Origin of the sequence: Amycolatopsis sp. NBC_00348, assembly GCF_036114655.1 — a bacterium.
In the GTDB taxonomy this organism is placed as follows: Bacteria; Actinomycetota; Actinomycetes; order Mycobacteriales; family Pseudonocardiaceae; genus Amycolatopsis.
Window position 1 is genome coordinate 1,436,027 of sequence record NZ_CP107994.1, and the last position, 17,922, is coordinate 1,453,948.

General features: G+C 75.4%; 6 protein-coding genes (1 of these 6 running past the window's edge). 5 read left to right on the top strand and 1 reads right to left on the bottom strand.

What is annotated here, in order from left to right; genetic code table 11:
• Both OHS58_RS06450 and OHS58_RS06455 read left to right on the top strand, forming a co-directional pair.
• A protein-coding gene (locus OHS58_RS06450) for an SDR family NAD(P)-dependent oxidoreductase (protein ID WP_328647504.1) crosses the window boundary here: on the top strand, window positions 1–13,902 show its end. The gene continues 21,816 nt to the left of window position 1, outside the view; the window shows 13,902 of its 35,718 coding nt (coding positions 21,817–35,718); the start codon falls outside the window, past its left edge; its stop codon occupies window positions 13,900–13,902.
• Between the two features lie 166 nt (window positions 13,903–14,068).
• Complete coding sequence (locus tag OHS58_RS06455) at window positions 14,069–14,758, top strand: O-methyltransferase (protein WP_328647505.1); 690 nt, start codon at window positions 14,069–14,071, stop codon at window positions 14,756–14,758.
• 15 nt (window positions 14,759–14,773) lie between these two features.
• On the opposite strand, the gene OHS58_RS06460 is transcribed toward OHS58_RS06455, so the two are convergent.
• Window positions 14,774–15,616, bottom strand: a complete 843-nt coding sequence (locus tag OHS58_RS06460; protein WP_328647506.1) for an SAM-dependent methyltransferase — start codon at window positions 15,614–15,616, stop codon at window positions 14,774–14,776.
• A gap of 107 nt (window positions 15,617–15,723) precedes the next feature.
• Between OHS58_RS06460 and OHS58_RS06465 the strand changes: the two genes are divergently transcribed.
• The 3 genes from OHS58_RS06465 to OHS58_RS06475 all read left to right on the top strand — a co-directional run bounded on the left by OHS58_RS06465 (window position 15,724) and on the right by OHS58_RS06475 (window position 17,871).
• Window positions 15,724–16,059 (top strand): YciI family protein, encoded by a 336-nt coding sequence (locus tag OHS58_RS06465; protein ID WP_326950761.1) that lies wholly within the window; start codon window positions 15,724–15,726, stop codon window positions 16,057–16,059.
• The gene (locus OHS58_RS06470; RefSeq protein WP_328647507.1) at window positions 16,056–17,288 is read left to right on the top strand and encodes an RNA polymerase sigma factor; all 1,233 of its coding nucleotides are present in this window, start codon (window positions 16,056–16,058) and stop codon (window positions 17,286–17,288) included. The genes OHS58_RS06465 and OHS58_RS06470 overlap by 4 nt, the downstream gene beginning before the upstream one ends.
• A gap of 100 nt (window positions 17,289–17,388) precedes the next feature.
• A complete protein-coding gene (locus tag OHS58_RS06475) occupies window positions 17,389–17,871 on the top strand; it encodes an SRPBCC family protein (RefSeq protein WP_328647508.1) in 483 nt (160 codons plus the stop codon).
• The last annotated feature ends 51 nt before the right edge of the window (window positions 17,872–17,922 follow it).

The window sequence follows — 17,922 nt, forward strand, 5'->3', positions numbered from 1 at the left end:
GACGAAGGCCTGGAAGGCATGCTCGGCGCCGGCTCCGCGGGTAGCGTCGCCGCGGGCCGGGTGTCCTATGTGCTCGGTGTGCAGGGCCCGGCCGTCACCGTCGACACGGCGTGTTCGTCGTCGCTGGTCGCGATCCACCTGGCCGCGCAGTCGCTGCGGTCGGGCGAGTGCACGATGGCGCTGGCCGGCGGCGCGACGGTGATGGCGACGCCCGGTGTGTTCGTCGAGTTCTCCCGGCAGCGCGGCCTCGCCGCGGATGGCCGCTGCAAGTCCTTTTCGGACGATGCGGACGGCACGGGCTGGGGTGAAGGCGTCGGCGTAGTGGTGCTGCAACGGCTGTCCGACGCGGTCCGCGAAGGCCGTGAGGTGCTGGCGGTCGTGCGGGGGACGGCGGTCAACCAGGACGGTGCGTCGAACGGGCTCACCGCGCCGAGTGGTCCGGCGCAGCAGGCGGTGATCCGGCAGGCGCTGGCCAACGCCGGGGTGACACCGTCCGAAGTGGACGTCGTCGAGGCGCACGGCACCGGTACGCGGCTCGGCGATCCGATCGAGGCTCAAGCGCTGCTGGCGACGTACGGCCAGGACCGCGGAACGCCGTTGTGGCTGGGGTCGCTGAAGTCGAACATCGGTCACGCCCAGGCCGCGTCCGGCGTGGCCGGGGTGATGAAGATGGTCCTCGCCATGCGGCACGGTGTGCTGCCGCCGACGCTGCACGCGGGCACGCCCTCGACCCGGGTGGACTGGACGTCCGGTGCCGTCCGGCTGCTCACCGAAGCTGTTGACTGGCCTCGCGGGGACCGGCCGCGCCGGGCCGGGGTGTCGTCGTTCGGCGTCAGCGGGACCAACGCGCACCTCGTCCTGGAAGAGGGCGTCCCGGCGGCGGCCGCACCGCCCGCGGCCGGGGGAGTGGTGCCGGTCGTCGTGTCGGCCCGGTCGGCCGACGGGCTCACCGAGCAGGCCGAACGCCTGGCCGCGACCCTCGAAGACGCGCCCGACCTGGGTGCGGTGGCGTGGTCGCTGCTGCGGTCGCGCGCGGTGTGGGAGCACCGCGCGGTCGTGCTGGCCGACCGCGGGACCGACGTGGCCGCGGCCCTGCGCGGCGGGACGGTGGTCCGCGGCGAAGCCGACCCGGCGCGTCACGGCGTCGCGCTGGTGTTCACCGGTCAGGGTGCGCAGCGGATCGGGATGGGTGCGGAGCTGGCGGCGGAGTTCCCGGTGTTCGCGACGGCCTTCGACGAGGTGTGCGCGGAGTTCGATCGGCACTTGGACCGGCCGCTGCGCGAAGTGATCGCGTCGGACCTGGTGCACGAGACCTGCTACACGCAGGCGGGGTTGTTCGCGGTCGAGGTCGCGATGGTGCGACTGCTGGCGTCGTTCGGGCTGAAGCCACGGGTGGTCGCCGGGCACTCGCTCGGCGAGATCACCGCGGCCCACGTCGCGGGCGTGTTCTCCTTGCCGGACGCGGCGATGCTCGTCGCCGCTCGCGGACGGCTGATGCAGGCGCTGCCCGCCGGTGGCGCGATGGTGGCCGTCGAAGCGTCCGAAGTGGACGTCCGCTCCGTACTGGGCGACGGCGTCTGGCTCGCCGCGGTGAACGGCCCGCAGTCCGTGGTGCTGTCCGGTACCGCCGAAGCCATCGAGGCCGCGGCCGAGCGGCTGCCGTACCGGGTGAAGCGGCTGACCGTCTCGCAGGCGTTCCACTCCGGACTGGTCGAGCCGATGCTGGCGGAGTTCGCCGAGGTGGCCACCCGGGTCGAGTACCACGAGCCGGTGGTGCCGCTGGTGTCCACTGTGTCCGGTGCGGTCGCCGGGGCGGAGCTGTGCTCGGCGGGCTACTGGGTCGACCAGGTACGACGGCCGGTGCGCTTCGCCGACGCCGTCACGACGCTGCTGGACCGGTCCGTGGCGGCCGTGCTGGAAGTCGGCCCCGACGCCGCGCTGACGCCCCTGATCGACGCGGCCGGACCGGCGGTGGCCGCCCTTTCCCGTCGTGGCCGGGGCGAGGTCACGACGTTCCTCACCGGGCTCGCCGAGGCCTTCGCGCACGGCGCCGACGTCGACTGGACGCAGCTCTTCCCGCCGGGCTACCGGGCCAATGTTCCCTTGCCGGTCACGGCGTTCCGGCGCGAACACTTCTGGCTCGCCCGGCCCGCCGCGACCGCCGACCCGGCCGGGCTCGGTCAGGACAAGCTCGCGCACCCGATGCTGCGCGCCGCCGTCGACGACCCCGAGTCCGGCGGCCTCGTCCTGACCGGCCGGCTCTCGCACACCGCGCTGCCCTGGCTGGCCGACCACACCGTCGGCGGTGTCGCGCTGCTCCCCGGCACCGCGCTCGTCGAACTCGCCGTCCAGGCCGGCGACCGGCTCGGCCTGCCCCTGCTGCGGGAACTCGTCATCGAGGCGCCGCTGCCGGTGACCGACGGCGCCGACCCGCAGCTGCGGGTGGTCGCCGGACCGGACGACGACGGCCGCCGCACCGTCGGCGTGTACTCCCGCCGGGGCGACGGCCCGTGGACCCGGCACGCGAGCGGCGTGCTGGCCGCCGACACCCCGGCCCCGCCGGCCGATGTGGCCGAGTGGCCGCCGCCCGGCGCGGAACCCGTGGACGTCGAAGGCTGCTACGACACCCTGGCCGATCGCGGCTTGGGGTACGGCCCGCTCTTCCGCTGCCTCACCGCCGCCTGGCGCCGCGGCGACGACCTGTACGCCGAGATCGAGCTGCCCGAAGGCGCCGACGTCGCCGGGTACACGATCCACCCGGCGTTGTTCGACGCCGCCCTGCACCCGGCCGCGCCGGCCGCCGGCACCGCGGCGCTGCCGTTCGCCTGGCGCGACGTCGTGGTCCACGCCGACGGCGCGTCGGCGGCTCGCGTCCACCTCCGGCCCGACGGCACCGGCGGGCTGACGCTCGCCCTGACCGACCCGACCGGCGCGCCCGTGCTGTCGGTGGGCTCGCTGGTCACCCGTCCCGCTCCCGCCCAGCTCGGCGAGGCCCAGGACGACGCTCTGTACACAGTGGACTGGCGGTCCGTGACCCCGTCCGACGCCCCGGCGGTCCCGGCCGTGGTCGTGACCGACCCGGCGGGACTGGCCGCGGCCTCAGCCGATACGCAGGTGCTGCTGCTCGTCGAGCCGACCGGTGCCCGGGAAGCCGTCACCGGCGTGCTCGACGTGCTGCAGGCCTTCCTCGCCGACCCGCGTCGAAGGGAAACAAGGCTCGTCGTCCTCACCCGGGACGCGCTCGCCGACCCGGCCGCGGCCGCCGTCTGGGGCCTGGTCCGCGCGGCGCAGGCCGAGCACCCGGGCCGGTTCGCGCTCGTCGACCTCGGCGACGCACCCGCGCCCGGCACGTCCTGGCGCGATCCCGCCGGACCGGCGGAGAACCAGTGCGCGCTCCGCGACGGCCAGGTCCGGGTGCCCCGGCTGGTCCGCGCCCGGCGCGACACCGGGTCGAGCCCGCTCGACCCGGCGGGCACCGTGCTGATCACCGGCGGCACCGGCACCCTCGGCTCGCTCGTCGCCCGGCACGTCGTCGCCGAGCACGGGGTGCGCAGCCTGCTCCTCGCCTCCCGCCGCGGCGAGACCGCGCCCGGCGTCGCCGAACTGTGCGACGACCTGCGCGGCCTGGGCGCGCGGGTCGAGGTGGCCGCCGCCGACCTCGGCGACCGCGAGCAGGTCCGCGCCCTGCTCGCCCGCGTGCCCGCCGACGCGTCGCTGACCGCCGTGGTCCACGCCGCGGGCGTGCTGGACGACGGCGTCGTCACCGCCCTCGACGCCACCCGCGTCGAGACGGTCTTCCGTCCGAAGGCCGACGCCGCTGTGCACCTCGACGAGCTGACCCGCGACGCCGATCTCCGGGCGTTCGTGCTCTTCTCGTCGCTGTCCGGCGTGCTCGGCGGCGCGGGCCAGGGCAACTACGCTGCGGCCAACGCGTTCCTCGACGCCCTCGCCGTCCGCCGCCGGGCGGCCGGGCGGCCCGCGCAGTCACTCGCGTGGGGCCTGTGGAGCGACGGCTTGGGCGCGGCCGCCGACGGCGCGCGGCTGGCCCGCGCCGGCATCCGGGCCCTCGACCCCGGGCACGGGATGCGGCTGTTCGACGCCGCGCTCGCCTCGGCCACCACCGTGCTGGTCCCGGCCGAGTTCGATGTCCCCGCACTGCGCGAGCACGCCCGCACTGGCGACGTCCCGGCGCTGCTGAACGACCTGGTCGGGCCGGTGCGCCGCCGGGCCGGCCGGGCACCGCGCGTCACGAACGCCGACGCGGCCGCGCTGCTCACCCTCGTCCGCACCGAGGCCGCTGCCGTGCTCGGCGCGGGCACCACCGTCGGCGCCACCCGGCCCTTCCGCGACGCCGGCTTCGACTCGCTGACCGCCGTCGAACTGCGCAACCGGCTCACCGCCGCGACCGGCGTCACGCTGCCCGCCACCGTCGTCTTCGACTTCCCGAGCCCGGCCGAACTGGCCGGGCACCTGCGCGACACCCTCCTGGGCGGGACCACGACCGCGGCACCGGCCACCGTGGTGGCCACCGACGACCCGATCGCCGTCGTCGGCATGGGTCTGCGCCTGCCCGGCGGCGTGCGCACCCCGGACGAGCTGTGGGCGCTGCTCGACGGCGGGGTCGACGCCGTGACGCCGTTCCCCGCCGACCGCGGCTGGGACGTCGAGGCGCTCTACGACCCCGACCCGGACGCCGCGGGCAAGTCCTACACCCGCCACGGCGGCTTCCTGCACGACGCGGCGCTGTTCGACCCGGGCTTCTTCGGGATCTCCCGCCGCGAGGCCCTCGCCATGGACCCCCAGCAGCGGCTGCTGCTGCAGACGTCGTGGGAGGCCCTCGAACGCGCCGGGATCGCGCCGGATTCGGTGCGGGGCCAGGACATCGGCGTGTTCACCGGCCTGATGTACCACGACTACGGCACCGGCGCGCACGACAGCGGCCTCGAAGGGATGCTGGGCACCGGCGCCGCCGGCAGCGTCGCGGCCGGGCGCGTCTCGTACGTCCTCGGCCTGCGCGGACCCGCCGTCACGGTCGACACCGCGTGCTCGTCGTCGCTGGTCACCATCCACCTGGCCGCGCAGTCGCTGCGGTCGGGGGAGTGCTCGATGGCCCTGGCGGGCGGGGCCACGGTGATGGCGACCCCGGGCGTCTTCGTCGAGTTCTCGCGCCAGCGCGGCTTGGCCGCCGACGGCCGCTGCAAGTCCTTTTCGGACGAAGCCGACGGAACCGGCTGGGCCGAAGGCGTCGGAGTCGTGGTGCTGCAACGGCTTTCCGACGCACTGCGCGAAGGCCGTGAGGTCCTGGCCGTCGTACGCGGGACGGCCGTCAACCAGGACGGCGCGTCCAACGGGCTCACCGCACCGAACGGACCCGCACAGCAGGCCGTGATCCGGCGGGCCCTGGCCAACGCGGGCCTGCGACCGTCCGATGTGGACGCCGTCGAGGCGCACGGCACCGGGACGTCCCTCGGTGATCCGATCGAGGCGCAGGCGCTCCTCGCGACGTACGGCCAGGACCGCTCGGAGCCACTGTGGCTGGGTTCGTTGAAGTCCAACATCGGGCACGCCCAGGCCGCGGCCGGGGTCGCGGGCGTGCTGAAGATGATCCTGGCCATGCGCCACGGCGTCCTGCCGCGGACGTTGCACGCCGACGCGCCGACGTCCGAAGTGGACTGGACGACCGGCGCGGTCCGGCTGCTCACCGAGGCCCGGCCCTGGCCGGAAGGCGACCGGCCCCGCCGCGCCGGGGTCTCGTCGTTCGGCGTCAGCGGCACCAACGCCCACCTCGTCCTGGAGCAGGGACCCGCGCCCGCGCGCCCGGAGCCGGCCGGCGGGCTGGTGCCGCTCGTGGTCTCGGCCCGTTCGGCGGCCGGGCTGGCCGAGCAGGCCGCACGGCTGGCGCCGATCGTCGGAGAAGCGGCTGCCATCGGCTGGTCGCTGGTCCGCTCCCGCGCCACCTGGGAGCACCGCGCCGTCGTCCTCTCCGACGAGCCCGCCGACGCCCTCCGCCGCATCACCGAGGACCGCGCCGACGTCGTGACCGGCGTCGCCGGGCCGGGCGGCCCGCTCACCTGGGTGTTCCCCGGCCAGGGCGCGCAGTGGACCGGGATGGGCCGGGAACTCTGGGCGGCGAACCCGGTGTTCGCGGCCCGGATGGAAGCGTGCGCGGCCGCCCTGGCGCCGCACGTGGACTGGTCCCTGGCCGACGTGGTGCGCGAAGGCCGGCCCCTCGACGCCGTGGACGTCGTCCAGCCGGTGTCGTTCGCGGTCATGGTGTCGCTGGCCGCGGTGTGGGAGTCGCTGGGCGTGCGGCCGGACGCCGTCGTCGGGCACTCGCAGGGCGAGATCGCCGCGGCGTGTGTCGCCGGGGCGCTCTCCCTCGAAGACGCCGCCCGGGTGGTGGCCGTCCGCAGCCGGATCATCGGCCGGCGGCTGGCCGGCCACGGCGGGATGCTGTCCGTCGCGGTCGGCACCGACGAGGTCGCGCTCGTCGACGGCGTCGAGATCGCGGCCGTGAACTCGCCGTCCGCCGTGGTGCTCGCCGGCGTCCCGGAGGCGCTCGACGACCTCGAAGAGCTGTACCGCGCCAAGGACATCCGCGTCCGGCGGGTGCCGGTGGACTACGCCTCGCACACCGCCCAGGTCGAAGGCATCGAGGCCGACCTGCGCGCCGCCCTCGGCAACGTGCCGGGCGACGTCCCGGCCGTCCCGTGGTACTCCACTGTGGACAGTGCGTGGATCACCGCGCCGCTGCCGCCGGACTACTGGTTCCGCAACCTGCGCGGCACCGTCCGCTTCGCCGACGCGATCCGCGCACTGGCCGGCGAAGGCCACCGCGTGTTCCTCGAGACCAGCTCGCACCCGGTGCTCGGCCCGGCTATACGCGAGACTCTCGACGACGACACCGTGCTGGTCGCCGGAACCCTGCGCCGCGACCGGCCCGAATGGCCGCGGTTGCTCAAGTCCGCGGCCGAGCTGTTCGTCCACGGCGTCGACGTCGACTGGACCGGCGCCTTCCCCGCCGGGCACACCGGCGTCGTCCCGCTGCCGACCACGGTCTTCCAGGAGGAACGTTTCTGGCTCACGCCGCGCCCGGCCACCGCGGCGGGCTCCGACGGCGACTTCTGGGACGCCGTCGCGCAGGACGACCTCGCCACCCTCGGCGACACCCTCTCCGGCACCGACCAGGACGCCCTGCGCGCCCTGGTGCCCGGCCTGACACGCTGGCGCGCTACCCGCCGCGACGCCGCCACGGCCGCCTCGTGGTGCTACCGCGTCGAGTGGGTCCGCGTCCCCGAACCGGCCGGCACCGGCCGCTGGCTCGTGGACGGCGACGACCCCGTGCTCGCCGGTCTGCCGGGCGCCGGGACCGGCCCGGCCGACGGCGTCGTCGTCTTCGCCGCGGACGCGCGGACCGCGTTGCCGCGCATCCAGGCCGCGCTCGCCGCGGACACCGGCCGCGTCTGGGTGGTGACCCGCGGCGCCGTCGGCGTCGGCGGTCTTGATGGCGCCCCCGACGACGCCGCGGCCGCCGAGGTCTGGGGCCTCGGCCGCACCGCCGCGCTGGAGCACCCCGGCCGCTGGGGCGGGCTGATCGACCTGCCCGCCGACGCCGACGCGACCACGGCCCGGCGGCTGCTCAGCGCGTTGCAGGGCCCCGAGGACCAGGTCGCCGTGCGCGCGACCGGCCTGTACGCCCGCCGGCTCGTCCGTGCCGGCAATGTCGCAGGCCCGGGCTGGACGCCGCGCGGGACGGTCCTGGTGACCGGCGGCACCGGCGGCGTCGGCCGGCACGTCGTCCGCTGGCTCGCCGAAGCCGGGGCCGAGCACCTGGTGCTGCTGAGCCGCCGCGGCGCCGACGCGCCCGGCGCGGCGGACCTGGCCGCGCTCGACGTCCGCGTGACGCTGGTGGCCGGCGACGTGGCGGACCGCGAGACCGTGGCGCGGGTGCTGGCGGAGTACCCGCCGGACGCCGTCGTGCACGCCGCCGGTGTCCCGGGCGGCGCGGTGGCCGTCGCCGACTGCACGCCGGAAGACCTCGACGAGGTCCGCGCGAAGGTCGTCGGGGCGCGTCACCTGGACGAGCTGACGGGCGACCTGGACGCGTTCGTGCTGTTCTCCTCGGCCGCCGCGACCTGGGGTGCCGCCGGGCAGGGCGCCTACGCGGCCGCGAACAGCCACCTCGACGCCCTGGCCGAGATCCGCCACGCCCGGGGCCGGGCCGCGCTGTCGGTCGCCTGGGGGGCCTGGGCCGGCGGCATGGCCGAGGAGGCCGGTGCCGGGTTCGCCCGGCGCGCGGTGCTCACCATGGCCCCGGACCTCGCCCTCTCGGCGCTGCGGGCCGCCCTGCGTGACGGCCGCCCGGCCGCCGTCGTCGCGGCGGTGGACTGGCCGCGGTTCGCGCCGCTGTTCACCGCGGCCCGCCCGAGCCCGCTGCTCGACGGCATCCCCGAAGCCGCCGACGCTGCCGCCGCACCGGACGTCCCCGACGTCACCGCGGCCGAAACCCTGCGGGCACGCCTGCGCGACCTCGATCGCCCGGCCCGGCTCGGCCACCTCACCGGCGTGGTCCAGGCCCAGGCCACCGCGGTGCTGGGCGAGCAGGACGAGGTCCCGGCGGCCCGCGCGTTCCGCGACGCCGGGTTCGACTCGCTCACCGCGATGGAACTGCGCACCCGGCTGGCCACCGCGACCGGGCTCGCGTTGCCGGTTACCGTCGTGTTCGACCACCCGGATCCGGCCGCGCTCGCCGCGCACCTGCACGACGAGCTGTTCGGCGCCGCCACCGTGGTGGCCCCGGCGTCCGCGGTGACCGCCGACGACCCGATCGTGATCGTCGGCATGGGCGTGCACCTGCCCGGCGGCGTCGACGGCCCGGAAGCGTTGTGGGACCTGCTGTCCGCGGGCACCGACGCGGTCACCGAGTTCCCCGCGGGCCGCGGCTGGGACGCCGGCGCCGTCTACGACCCCACGCCCGGCACCCCGGGGAAGACCTACAGCCTGGCCGGGGCGTTCCTGCACGACGCCGGGCTGTTCGACCCGGAGTTCTTCGGGATCTCGCCGCGTGAAGCACTGGCGATGGACCCGCAGCAGCGGCTGCTGCTGCAGACGTCGTGGGAGGCCCTGGAACGCTCGGGGGTCGCCCCGACGTCGTTGCGCGGGCAGGACGTCGGCGTGTACTTCGGCGCGGCGGTCCTCGGCTACGGCGCCGGCCCGGCGTCGGACGACCTCGCCGGCTACGCGCTGACCGGCTCGTCGGCGAGCGTGCTGTCCGGCCGGGTGTCCTACACGCTCGGCCTGCGCGGCCCCTCGGTCACGCTCGACACGGCGTGCTCGTCGTCGCTGGTGGCGATCCACCTGGCCGCGCAGGCGCTGCGGTCGGGGGAGTGCTCGATGGCGCTGGCCGGCGGTGCGACGGTGATGGCGACGCCCGCCGCGTTCGTCGAGTTCGCCCGCCAGCGCGGCCTCGCGGCCGACGGCCGCTGCAAGTCCTTTTCGGACGATGCCGACGGCACGGGCTGGGGTGAGGGCGTCGGAGTGCTGGTGCTGCAACGGCTTTCCGACGCGGTCCGCGACGGCCGGGAGGTCTTGGCCGTGGTGCGCGGGTCGGCGGTCAACTCCGATGGCGCGTCGAACGGCCTGACCGCGCCGAACGGCCCGGCGCAGCAGGCGGTGATCCGGCAGGCCCTCGCCGACGCCCGGGTGGCACCGTCCGAAGTGGACGCCGTGGAGGCGCACGGCACCGGGACGACCCTGGGTGACCCGATCGAGGCGCAGGCGCTGCTGGCGACCTACGGCCGCGACCGGGAGCGGCCGCTGCTGCTCGGGTCGCTGAAGTCGAACGTCGGGCACACGCAGTCCGCGGCCGGGGTCGCCGGGGTGATCAAGATGGTCCTGGCGCTGCGCCACGGCGTGCTGCCGAAGACCCTGCACGCGGACCGGCCGTCGGCGAAGGTGGACTGGACGTCCGGTGCGATCCGGCTGCTCACCGCACCGGCGCCGTGGCCGGAAGCCGGCCGGCCGCGTCGCGCCGGGGTGTCCGCCTTCGGCGTCAGCGGGACCAACGCCCACGTCGTCCTGGAGCAGGCCCCGGCCGCCGCCCGGCCCGAGCCGCCCGTCGCGGCGGGCGCGGTGCCGCTGGTGGTGTCGGCCCGCACGGCCGCCGGGCTGGCCGAGCAGGCCGGGAAGCTCGCCGCCGCCGTCGCCGGGCTGCCGGCGGCGAGCGTGGCCCGCTCCCTGCTGACCGGCCGGGCGCGGTGGGACCACCGCGCCGTCGTCCTCGCCGAAACCCCGCAGCAGGCGGCCGACGGCCTGGAAGCGATCGCCGCCGGGGCGGGCCTGCACGGGGTCGCCGGGCCGCGCGCGCTCGACGTCGCGCTCGTGTTCACCGGCCAGGGCGCGCAACGGCCCGGCATGGGCCGCGAGCTGTACGAGGCGTTCCCGGTGTACGCCGAGGCCTTCGACGAGGTCTGCGCCGAGTTCGACGGCTACCTCGAGCGGCCGCTGCGCGCGGCGATCGCGTCGGAACTGGTGCACGAGACCGCTTACACCCAGGCCGCGCTGTTCGCGATGGAGGTCGCGCTGGTGCGGCTGCTGGCGTCGTTCGGTGTCCGCCCGGCGGTGGTGGCCGGGCATTCGCTGGGCGAGCTGACCGCGGCGTACGTCGCGGGCGTGTTCTCGTTGCCCGACGCGGCGAAACTGGTCGCGACGCGGGGCCGCCTCATGCAGGCCCTGCCCGCCGGCGGGGCGATGGTCGCGGTGGCGGCCTCCGAAACGGCCGTCCGGCCGGTCCTCGGCGACGGCGTCTGGCTGGCCGCGGTCAACGGCCCCGAGGCCGTCGTGCTCTCCGGGGAAGCGGCGGCCGTGCACGCGGCCGCGGCGTCACTCGGCGTCCGCACCACCACCCTCGACGTCGACCGGGCGTTCCACTCCGGGCTGGTCGAGCCGGTGCTCGCGGAGTTCGCCGAGGTCGCCGGGACCGTGACGTACGCCCCGCCGTCGATCCCGCTGATCTCCGCGGTGACCGGCGTCGAGTCCACTGTGGACACGGCGGAGTACTGGGTGGGTCAGGTGCGCAGCCCGGTCCGGTTCGCCGACGTGACCCGCGTGCTGCTCGACCGCGGCGTGGCGGTGGTGGAGGCCGGGCCCGGTGGCGGTCTCGCGGCCGCGGTCCGCGGGCCGGACGGTGACGCGGTCGCCGTCGCCCTGTCCCGTCGTGACCGGCCCGAACGCGAGACCCTGCTGACGGGGCTGGCCGAGCTGTTCGTCCACGGCGTCCCGGTGGACTGGGCACCGGTGGTGCCGGCGGACGTCCCGGTCGTGCCGCTGCCGACGACGGCGTTCCAGCGGCAGCACTACTGGCTGGAGTCCGCGCCGGCCCGCGACCACGCCGAGACGTCGTTCTGGGAGGCGGTGGCGGCGGAGGACGCCGAGTCGCTGAGCGAGGTCCTCGCCCTGCCCGATCCGGAGCGGCTGCGCGACGTCCTGCCCGAGCTGACCCGCTGGCACCGCGAGCGGCACGGCGAGGCCGTGCTCCGGCCGTGGCGCTACCAGGTCGAGTGGACCCGGCTGCCGGAACCCGCGCCGACGCGACCCCGAGTGCGGGTGCTCGGTGACCCTGCGCTCGCCACGGCGCTGGGCGACGACGGACCCCCGGACGCCGTCCTCGTGCGGGCCACAGCCGCCGTGAGCGCGTTGCCGGTGCTGCAATCCCTGCTCGCGGAGGACGGCCCGCGCGTCTGGGTGGTGACGTCCGGGGCCGTCGGGACCGGGGGCGACGACGTGCCGTCCGACGCCGCCGCCGCGCAGGTGTGGGGCCTCGGCCGGACCCTCGCCCTGGAGCACCCCGGCCGCTGGGGCGGCTTGGTCGACGTGCCCGAAACGCTCGACGAGACCGCCGTTCAGCGGGTGCTCGCGGTCATCGGCGGATCGGAGGACCAGGTCGCCGTCCGCGCGGTGGGGGTGTTCGCCCGCCGGCTGGTCCCGGCGCGCCCGGTCCCGGCCGGACCGGGCTGGACACCGCGGGGCACGGTCCTGGTGACGGGCGGCACCGGCGGCGTCGCCGGGCACGTCGTCCGCTGGCTGGCCGAAGCGGGAGCGGCGCACCTGGTGCTGCTGAGCCGTCGTGGGGGCACCGCGCCCGGGGCGGCGGAGCTGGCCACGGAGGTCGAGAAAGCCGGTGTCCGGGTGAGCCTGGTCGCCGGGGACGTCGCGGACCGGGACACCGTCGCGCGGGTGCTGGCGGAGTACCCGCCGGACGCCGTCGTGCACGCCGCCGGCGTCTCCGGTGGCGCCGTCACCGTGGCCGACTGCACGCCCGAGGCTCTCGAGAACGTGTTGGCGGCCAAGGTTTCCGGCGCTCGTCACCTGGACGAGCTGACGGGTGACCTGGACGCGTTCGTGCTGTTCTCGTCGGCGGCCGCGATCTGGGGCGCCGCCGGGCAGGGGGCGTACGCGGCGGCCAACAGCCACCTCGACGCGCTGGCCGAGATCCGGCGCGCCCGGGGCGCAGCCGCGGTGTCGGTCGCCTGGGGCGCCTGGGCCGACGGCATGACCACCGAGGAGGACGCGCGCGAACACCTGCACCGCCGGGCGGTGCGGACGATGGCCCCCGGTCCGGCGCTGTCCGGGCTGCGCGCGGTGCTGCGCGAGCAGCGGGTCACCGCCGTCGTCGCGGACGTCGACTGGACCCGGTTCGCGCCGATCTTCACCGCGGCGCGGCCCAGCCCGCTGCTGGCCGGCGTGCCCGCGGCGGTCGACGCCCTGGTCGTCCCGGAACCGGCGGGCACGGCCCTCCCGCGCTTGCGGAGCCTCGGCCCGGCGGCCCGGATCGACGCGCTGACCGACCTGGTCCGCACCGAGGCCGCGGCCGAACTGGGTCACGCGGGGTCCGGCGCGATCGCCGCCGACCGCCCCTTCCGCGACCTCGGCCTCGACTCGCTCACCGCCGTGGGCCTGCGCGACCGCCTCGCGTCGGCGACCGGCCTGCGCCTCACCGCGGCGCTGGTCTACGACCACGGCACCCCCGCCGCCGTCGCCCGGCACCTGGCCCCGCTGCTCGACGGAGACGCGGCCCCGGACGGCACGCTCGGCGGCGTCTACCGGGACTTGGCCGAACGCGGCCTCGGCGAGGAGATGCACCGGTTCGGCCTCGGCGCGGCCGCACTGCGGGAGCGGTTCACCGGCGGCGAGACCGCCAAGGTCGTCCGGCTCGGCGGCGGGCCGGACGGGCCGCACCTGATCGGTCTCCCGCCGCTGACGGCGTTCGACCACGTGCTGAACTTCGCGCAGCTCGCCCGGTGCTTCCCCGGGCAGATGTCGGTCGTCCTCCCGCCGGGCTACGCGCCGGACGAGCGGCTCGCACCGTCGTTCGCCGCGCTGGCCGACGTCCTGACGGCCGCGGTCACCGCGTGCGCGGACGGGAAACCGTTCGCACTGCTGGGAATCTCGGCGGGCGGCTTGCTCGCGCACGCGGTCACGGTCCGGCTGGAGCGGCAAGGCCTGGCCCCGTCCGGAGTGGTCCTGCTGGACAGCTACCTCCCGGGCGGCCTGGCTCCGAGGCTGTCCCGAGCGTTGGTGCACGGAGCGGCCCAAGCGGGCGCGGCGACCTACCACGACCACGCGGTCACGGCGGCATCCGCGTACACCGAACTGCTGCGCGAGTGGCGGCCGGAAGAACTGGCGACGCCGACGCTGGTGCTGCGGCCGGAGGACGCCGTGCCAATGCCGCCGGGGGAGGAGCCCTTGACCTCGGCGGAGCGGACGTCGGTCTGGCCATTGACCCACGAGTCGGCCCGCGTGCCGGGCGACCACTTCACGATGAGCACGGAGCACGCCGCGGAAACGGCAGAGGTGGTGCTGCACTGGCTCGACACCGTCGGCGGCTTGGAGGGTCGACCGTAGCCGAAAAGTGAGCAGCCGAGGTGAGTTCGTGGTCGCGGGCGAACTCGGCCGAGGTCCGGCGGTCTGTTTCCACAGCTCAAGCGGCGATGACCGGAAATGCTTCTCCTCCCGGCAAGGCCGGCGAAAGCGAGTTTCGGACGCGCGGAGAATCGCCCACAATGATCACATGACCAGCCGTGATCCTCTTGCCCTGCTTGACACCCGGGCCGCCGGGGTGCTTCGGCGCCTGCACTCGGCGAATGACCGGCAGCTGCCACGGAACCTTCTGCGGCTCGCCGGTGATCTCCCCGCGCTCGTGCTCGGCCGGCCGCGGCGTCGCCCGCCCGCGGCAGCCGGGCGTTTCGACGATGCGTTCCTCGCGCTCGGGCGGAAGCAGGCCGCCTACTGCTACGCCCAGGCCCGCGCCGTGCGCGCTCGCCGCGTCGTCGAGTTCGGGACGTCGTTCGGCGTGTCGACGATCTGGCTGGCGGCGGCCGTGCGGGACAACGGCGGCGGCACGGTGATCGGCACCGAGATGGTGCCGGAGAAGGCCGAACGGGCCCGCGCCCACGTTCGGGAAGCCGGTCTGGCGGACCACGTCGACATCCGCACCGGCAACGCCCTGGAGACCTTGCGCGATCTCGACGGCCCGGTCGACCTCATGCTCAACGACGGCTTTCCCGACGCGGCGCTCGACGTGCTGCGCCTCGTCGCGCCACGGCTGCGCACGGGAGCGGTGGTGATCACCGACAACGTCGGCGCGATGCGCGGCGACTACGCCGGCTACGTGTCCTGGTTGCGAGACCCGGCCCACGGCTTCGTCTCGGTCCGGGTGCCGTACAAGGGAGGCACGGAGGTCTCGATCCGGGTGGACTGACGAACGAGCCCTCGTTCAGCGAGCCGGTGTCTCGAATCGCGCGTCCCGGTGGCGGACGCCCAGGCCGGCGTACAGTCCGTCGTCCTGGGGGAGCACGGCCGCGGTCAGCCGCTCGGGATTCCAGTTCCCGCTGGTGGTCAGCCCCGGCTCGACCAGCTCGAAGCCCTGGAACAACGCCAGTACCTCCGCGCGCGGCCGGGGGAAGATGTGGTCCTGTGTGGACCGCATCGTCTCGGCGACCCGGGGATCGGCCAGCACGGCGAAGTCGTTGGTCAGGTGGGTCAGCGCGAACTGGCTGCCGGGGGCGAGCGCGTCGCGGTAGGTGGCGAACACCCTGGGGACGTCGGCTTCCGGTGGCAGGTAGTGCCCGACGGCGACCGCGAGCAGCCCGACCGGCTGCGTCAGATCGAGCAGGGTCCGGACGGGCCCGGAGTTCAGCACGTCGGCGGGGCGTGTGATGTCGGCCTGGACTGTGGCCGCGTGGGGGTTGTCCGCGAGCAGCAGCCGGCTGTGGGCGACGGCGACGGACTCGTAGTCGACGTAGACGACCCGGGCGGCCGGGTCGACCGCTTGGGCCACTTCGTGGACGTTCCCGGTCGTCGGAATGCCGGAGCCGAGGTCGAGGAACTGGCGGATGCCCGCGTCGAGCATGAACCGCACCGCCCGGCGGAGGAAGGCCCGGTTGCGCCGGGCGACGAGGGCGACCTCCGGCTGGATGTCCGTCAGCCGCCGCGCCACGGCACGGTCGGCGGCCAGGTTGTGGGCCCCGCCGAGCAGGTAGTCGTAGATCCGCGCGACGCTGGGCGTGGCCCGGTCGACTCCCGCCGGAACCCAGTCCGCGCCTTCGGCTTCGGTCACCGTCGCCCTCCCTGATGATTCTCGGTACCCAGTATGGCGGATCCACCACCGGGAGCGGAGCTTCGGATACCGCTGCGCGAGCGGATCGGCTGCGCTTGAATGGCGCCATGAAGTACGTCTTGCTGATCTGCGACGACGAGGTCGACGCGCCGACGAACGAGCAGCTCGCGGCCGATCCCGTCCACACGGCGTGGCTGGCCGACCTCGACCGGCGCGGCCGGGTCAGCGGCATGGCGCGCCTGCGCCCGGTGGAGAGCGCGACCACCGTCCGGGTCCGGCAGGGCGAGACCCTGATCTCGGACGGTCCGTTCGCGGAGACGAAGGACTTCGTCGGCGGCGTCGTCATCGTCGACTGCGCGAACCTGGACGAGGCGGTGGCGATCGCCGCCGGTCATCCGTACGCGCACCGGGGCTGCGTCGAGGTCCGCCCCGTCTGGGAATGAGCGCGCCGTCCCCGGCGGTCCGCGCGGCCGTCGAGGCGGCCTACCGGGAGGAGTGGGGTCAGGTCGTCGCGACGTTGATCGGCTTCACCGGCGACTGGGACCTGGCCGAGGACAGCGCGCAGGAGGCGTTCGCGTCCGCGCTCACGACGTGGGCGCGCGACGGCGTCCCGCGCAACCCGGGGGCGTGGCTGACCATCGCGGCCCGCAACCGGGCGACCGACCGGATCCGGCGTGACGCGGTCGGGGCCACCAAGCTCCGGGACCTGGCCGTGCGGCAGCCCGTTCACGACGCCGACGCCGACGCCGACGACATCCCGGACGAGCGGCTGCGGCTGATCTTCACCTGCTGCCACCCCGCACTGCCGCTGCCCGCGCGGGTGGCGCTCACGCTGCGCACGCTCGCCGGCTTCACGACCGCCGAGATCGCCCGGGCCCTGCTGTCCGCCGAAACCACCACGGGCCAGCGGCTGAGCCGGGCGAAGCGCAAGATCCAGGACGCCGGCATCCCGTACCGGGTACCGCCGGCGGAGCTGCTGCCGGAGCGCCTGGCGGCGGTGCTGGCCGTGTTGTACCTGATCTTCAACGAGGGCTACGGCGAGGCGGACCAGCGGGCGCTGACCGTCGAGGCCATCCGGCTGGCCCGGGTCCTGACGACGTTGATGCCCGCGGAGGCCGAACCACGCGGCCTGCTCGCGTTGATGCTGCTGCACGAGTCGAGGCGCGCCACCCGGCTGCGCGACGGCGAGCTCGTCACCCTCGAGCACCAGGACCGGTCGCGGTGGGACGGCGCGCTGATCGACGAGGGCGTCCGGGTCCTGGCCGGGGCACGGGCGCTGCGCCGGACCGGCCCGTACCAGCTGCAGGCGGCGATCGCGGCCTGCCACGCGACGGCTCCCAGCGCGGCGGCGACCGACTGGGTGCGGATCGCCGGCCTGTACGCCGATCTGAGCGAGCTGACGGCGTCGCCGGTGGTGGAACTCAACCGCGCGGTGGCGGTGGCCATGGCGGACGGCATCACGACGGGCCTGGCGCTGGTGGACGCGCTGGCGGAGGTGGGCAGCCTGGAGGGCTACCACCTGCTGCCGGCGACCCGAGCGGACCTGCTCCGCCGTGCCGGCCGCGATGCCGAGGCCCGCGCGTCCTACGAGCAGGCACTGGCGCTGGCTCCTTCCGATGCGGAGCGCCGCTACCTGGCCAAACGGCTCGACGAACTGGCGCCGGAAAACTGATCGAAGATTTCTCGCGGCGGGTGGCAAAGCCGGCTCTCGCCGTTCGTCGGTGGAACAACAGGGTCCTCCGGGACCCGCACCGACCACCGAGGAGACAGCCGTGAACGACAGCTACACCACCACCTTCACCGTCCCCAGCACCGCCGCCGAGGTCACCGACGCGATCACCGACCCGCGCGCCTGGTGGATGACCGACATCGCCGGTGACACCCGGCAGGTCGGCGACGAATTCTCCTTCGAGGTCCCCGGCGTCCACTACTCCCGGCTCCGGGTCACCGACCTGATCCCCGGCGAGCTCGTCGTCTGGGAGGTCGTCGACGGCAAGGTCCAGTTCGTCGCCGATCAAGACGAATGGACCGGCACCCGGATCCGCTTCGCGATCTCGTCGACCGACAGCGGCACCACGGTCCGCTTCACCCACGAAGGCCTGCGCCCCACGGACGAGTGCTACGACGCCTGCTCCGGCGCGTGGAACCTCTACGCCGGCGCCAGCCTCCGCGACCTCCTGGTCACCGGCACCGGACAGCCCAGTTCCAACCCCGACGAGGTCACCTTCCAGGAAAGCGCGCGCAGCAGCCGCTGAAACCGGCGAACGGGCCCAGCGGGGCGTCGACCGCTGGGCCCGCTGCGGCGA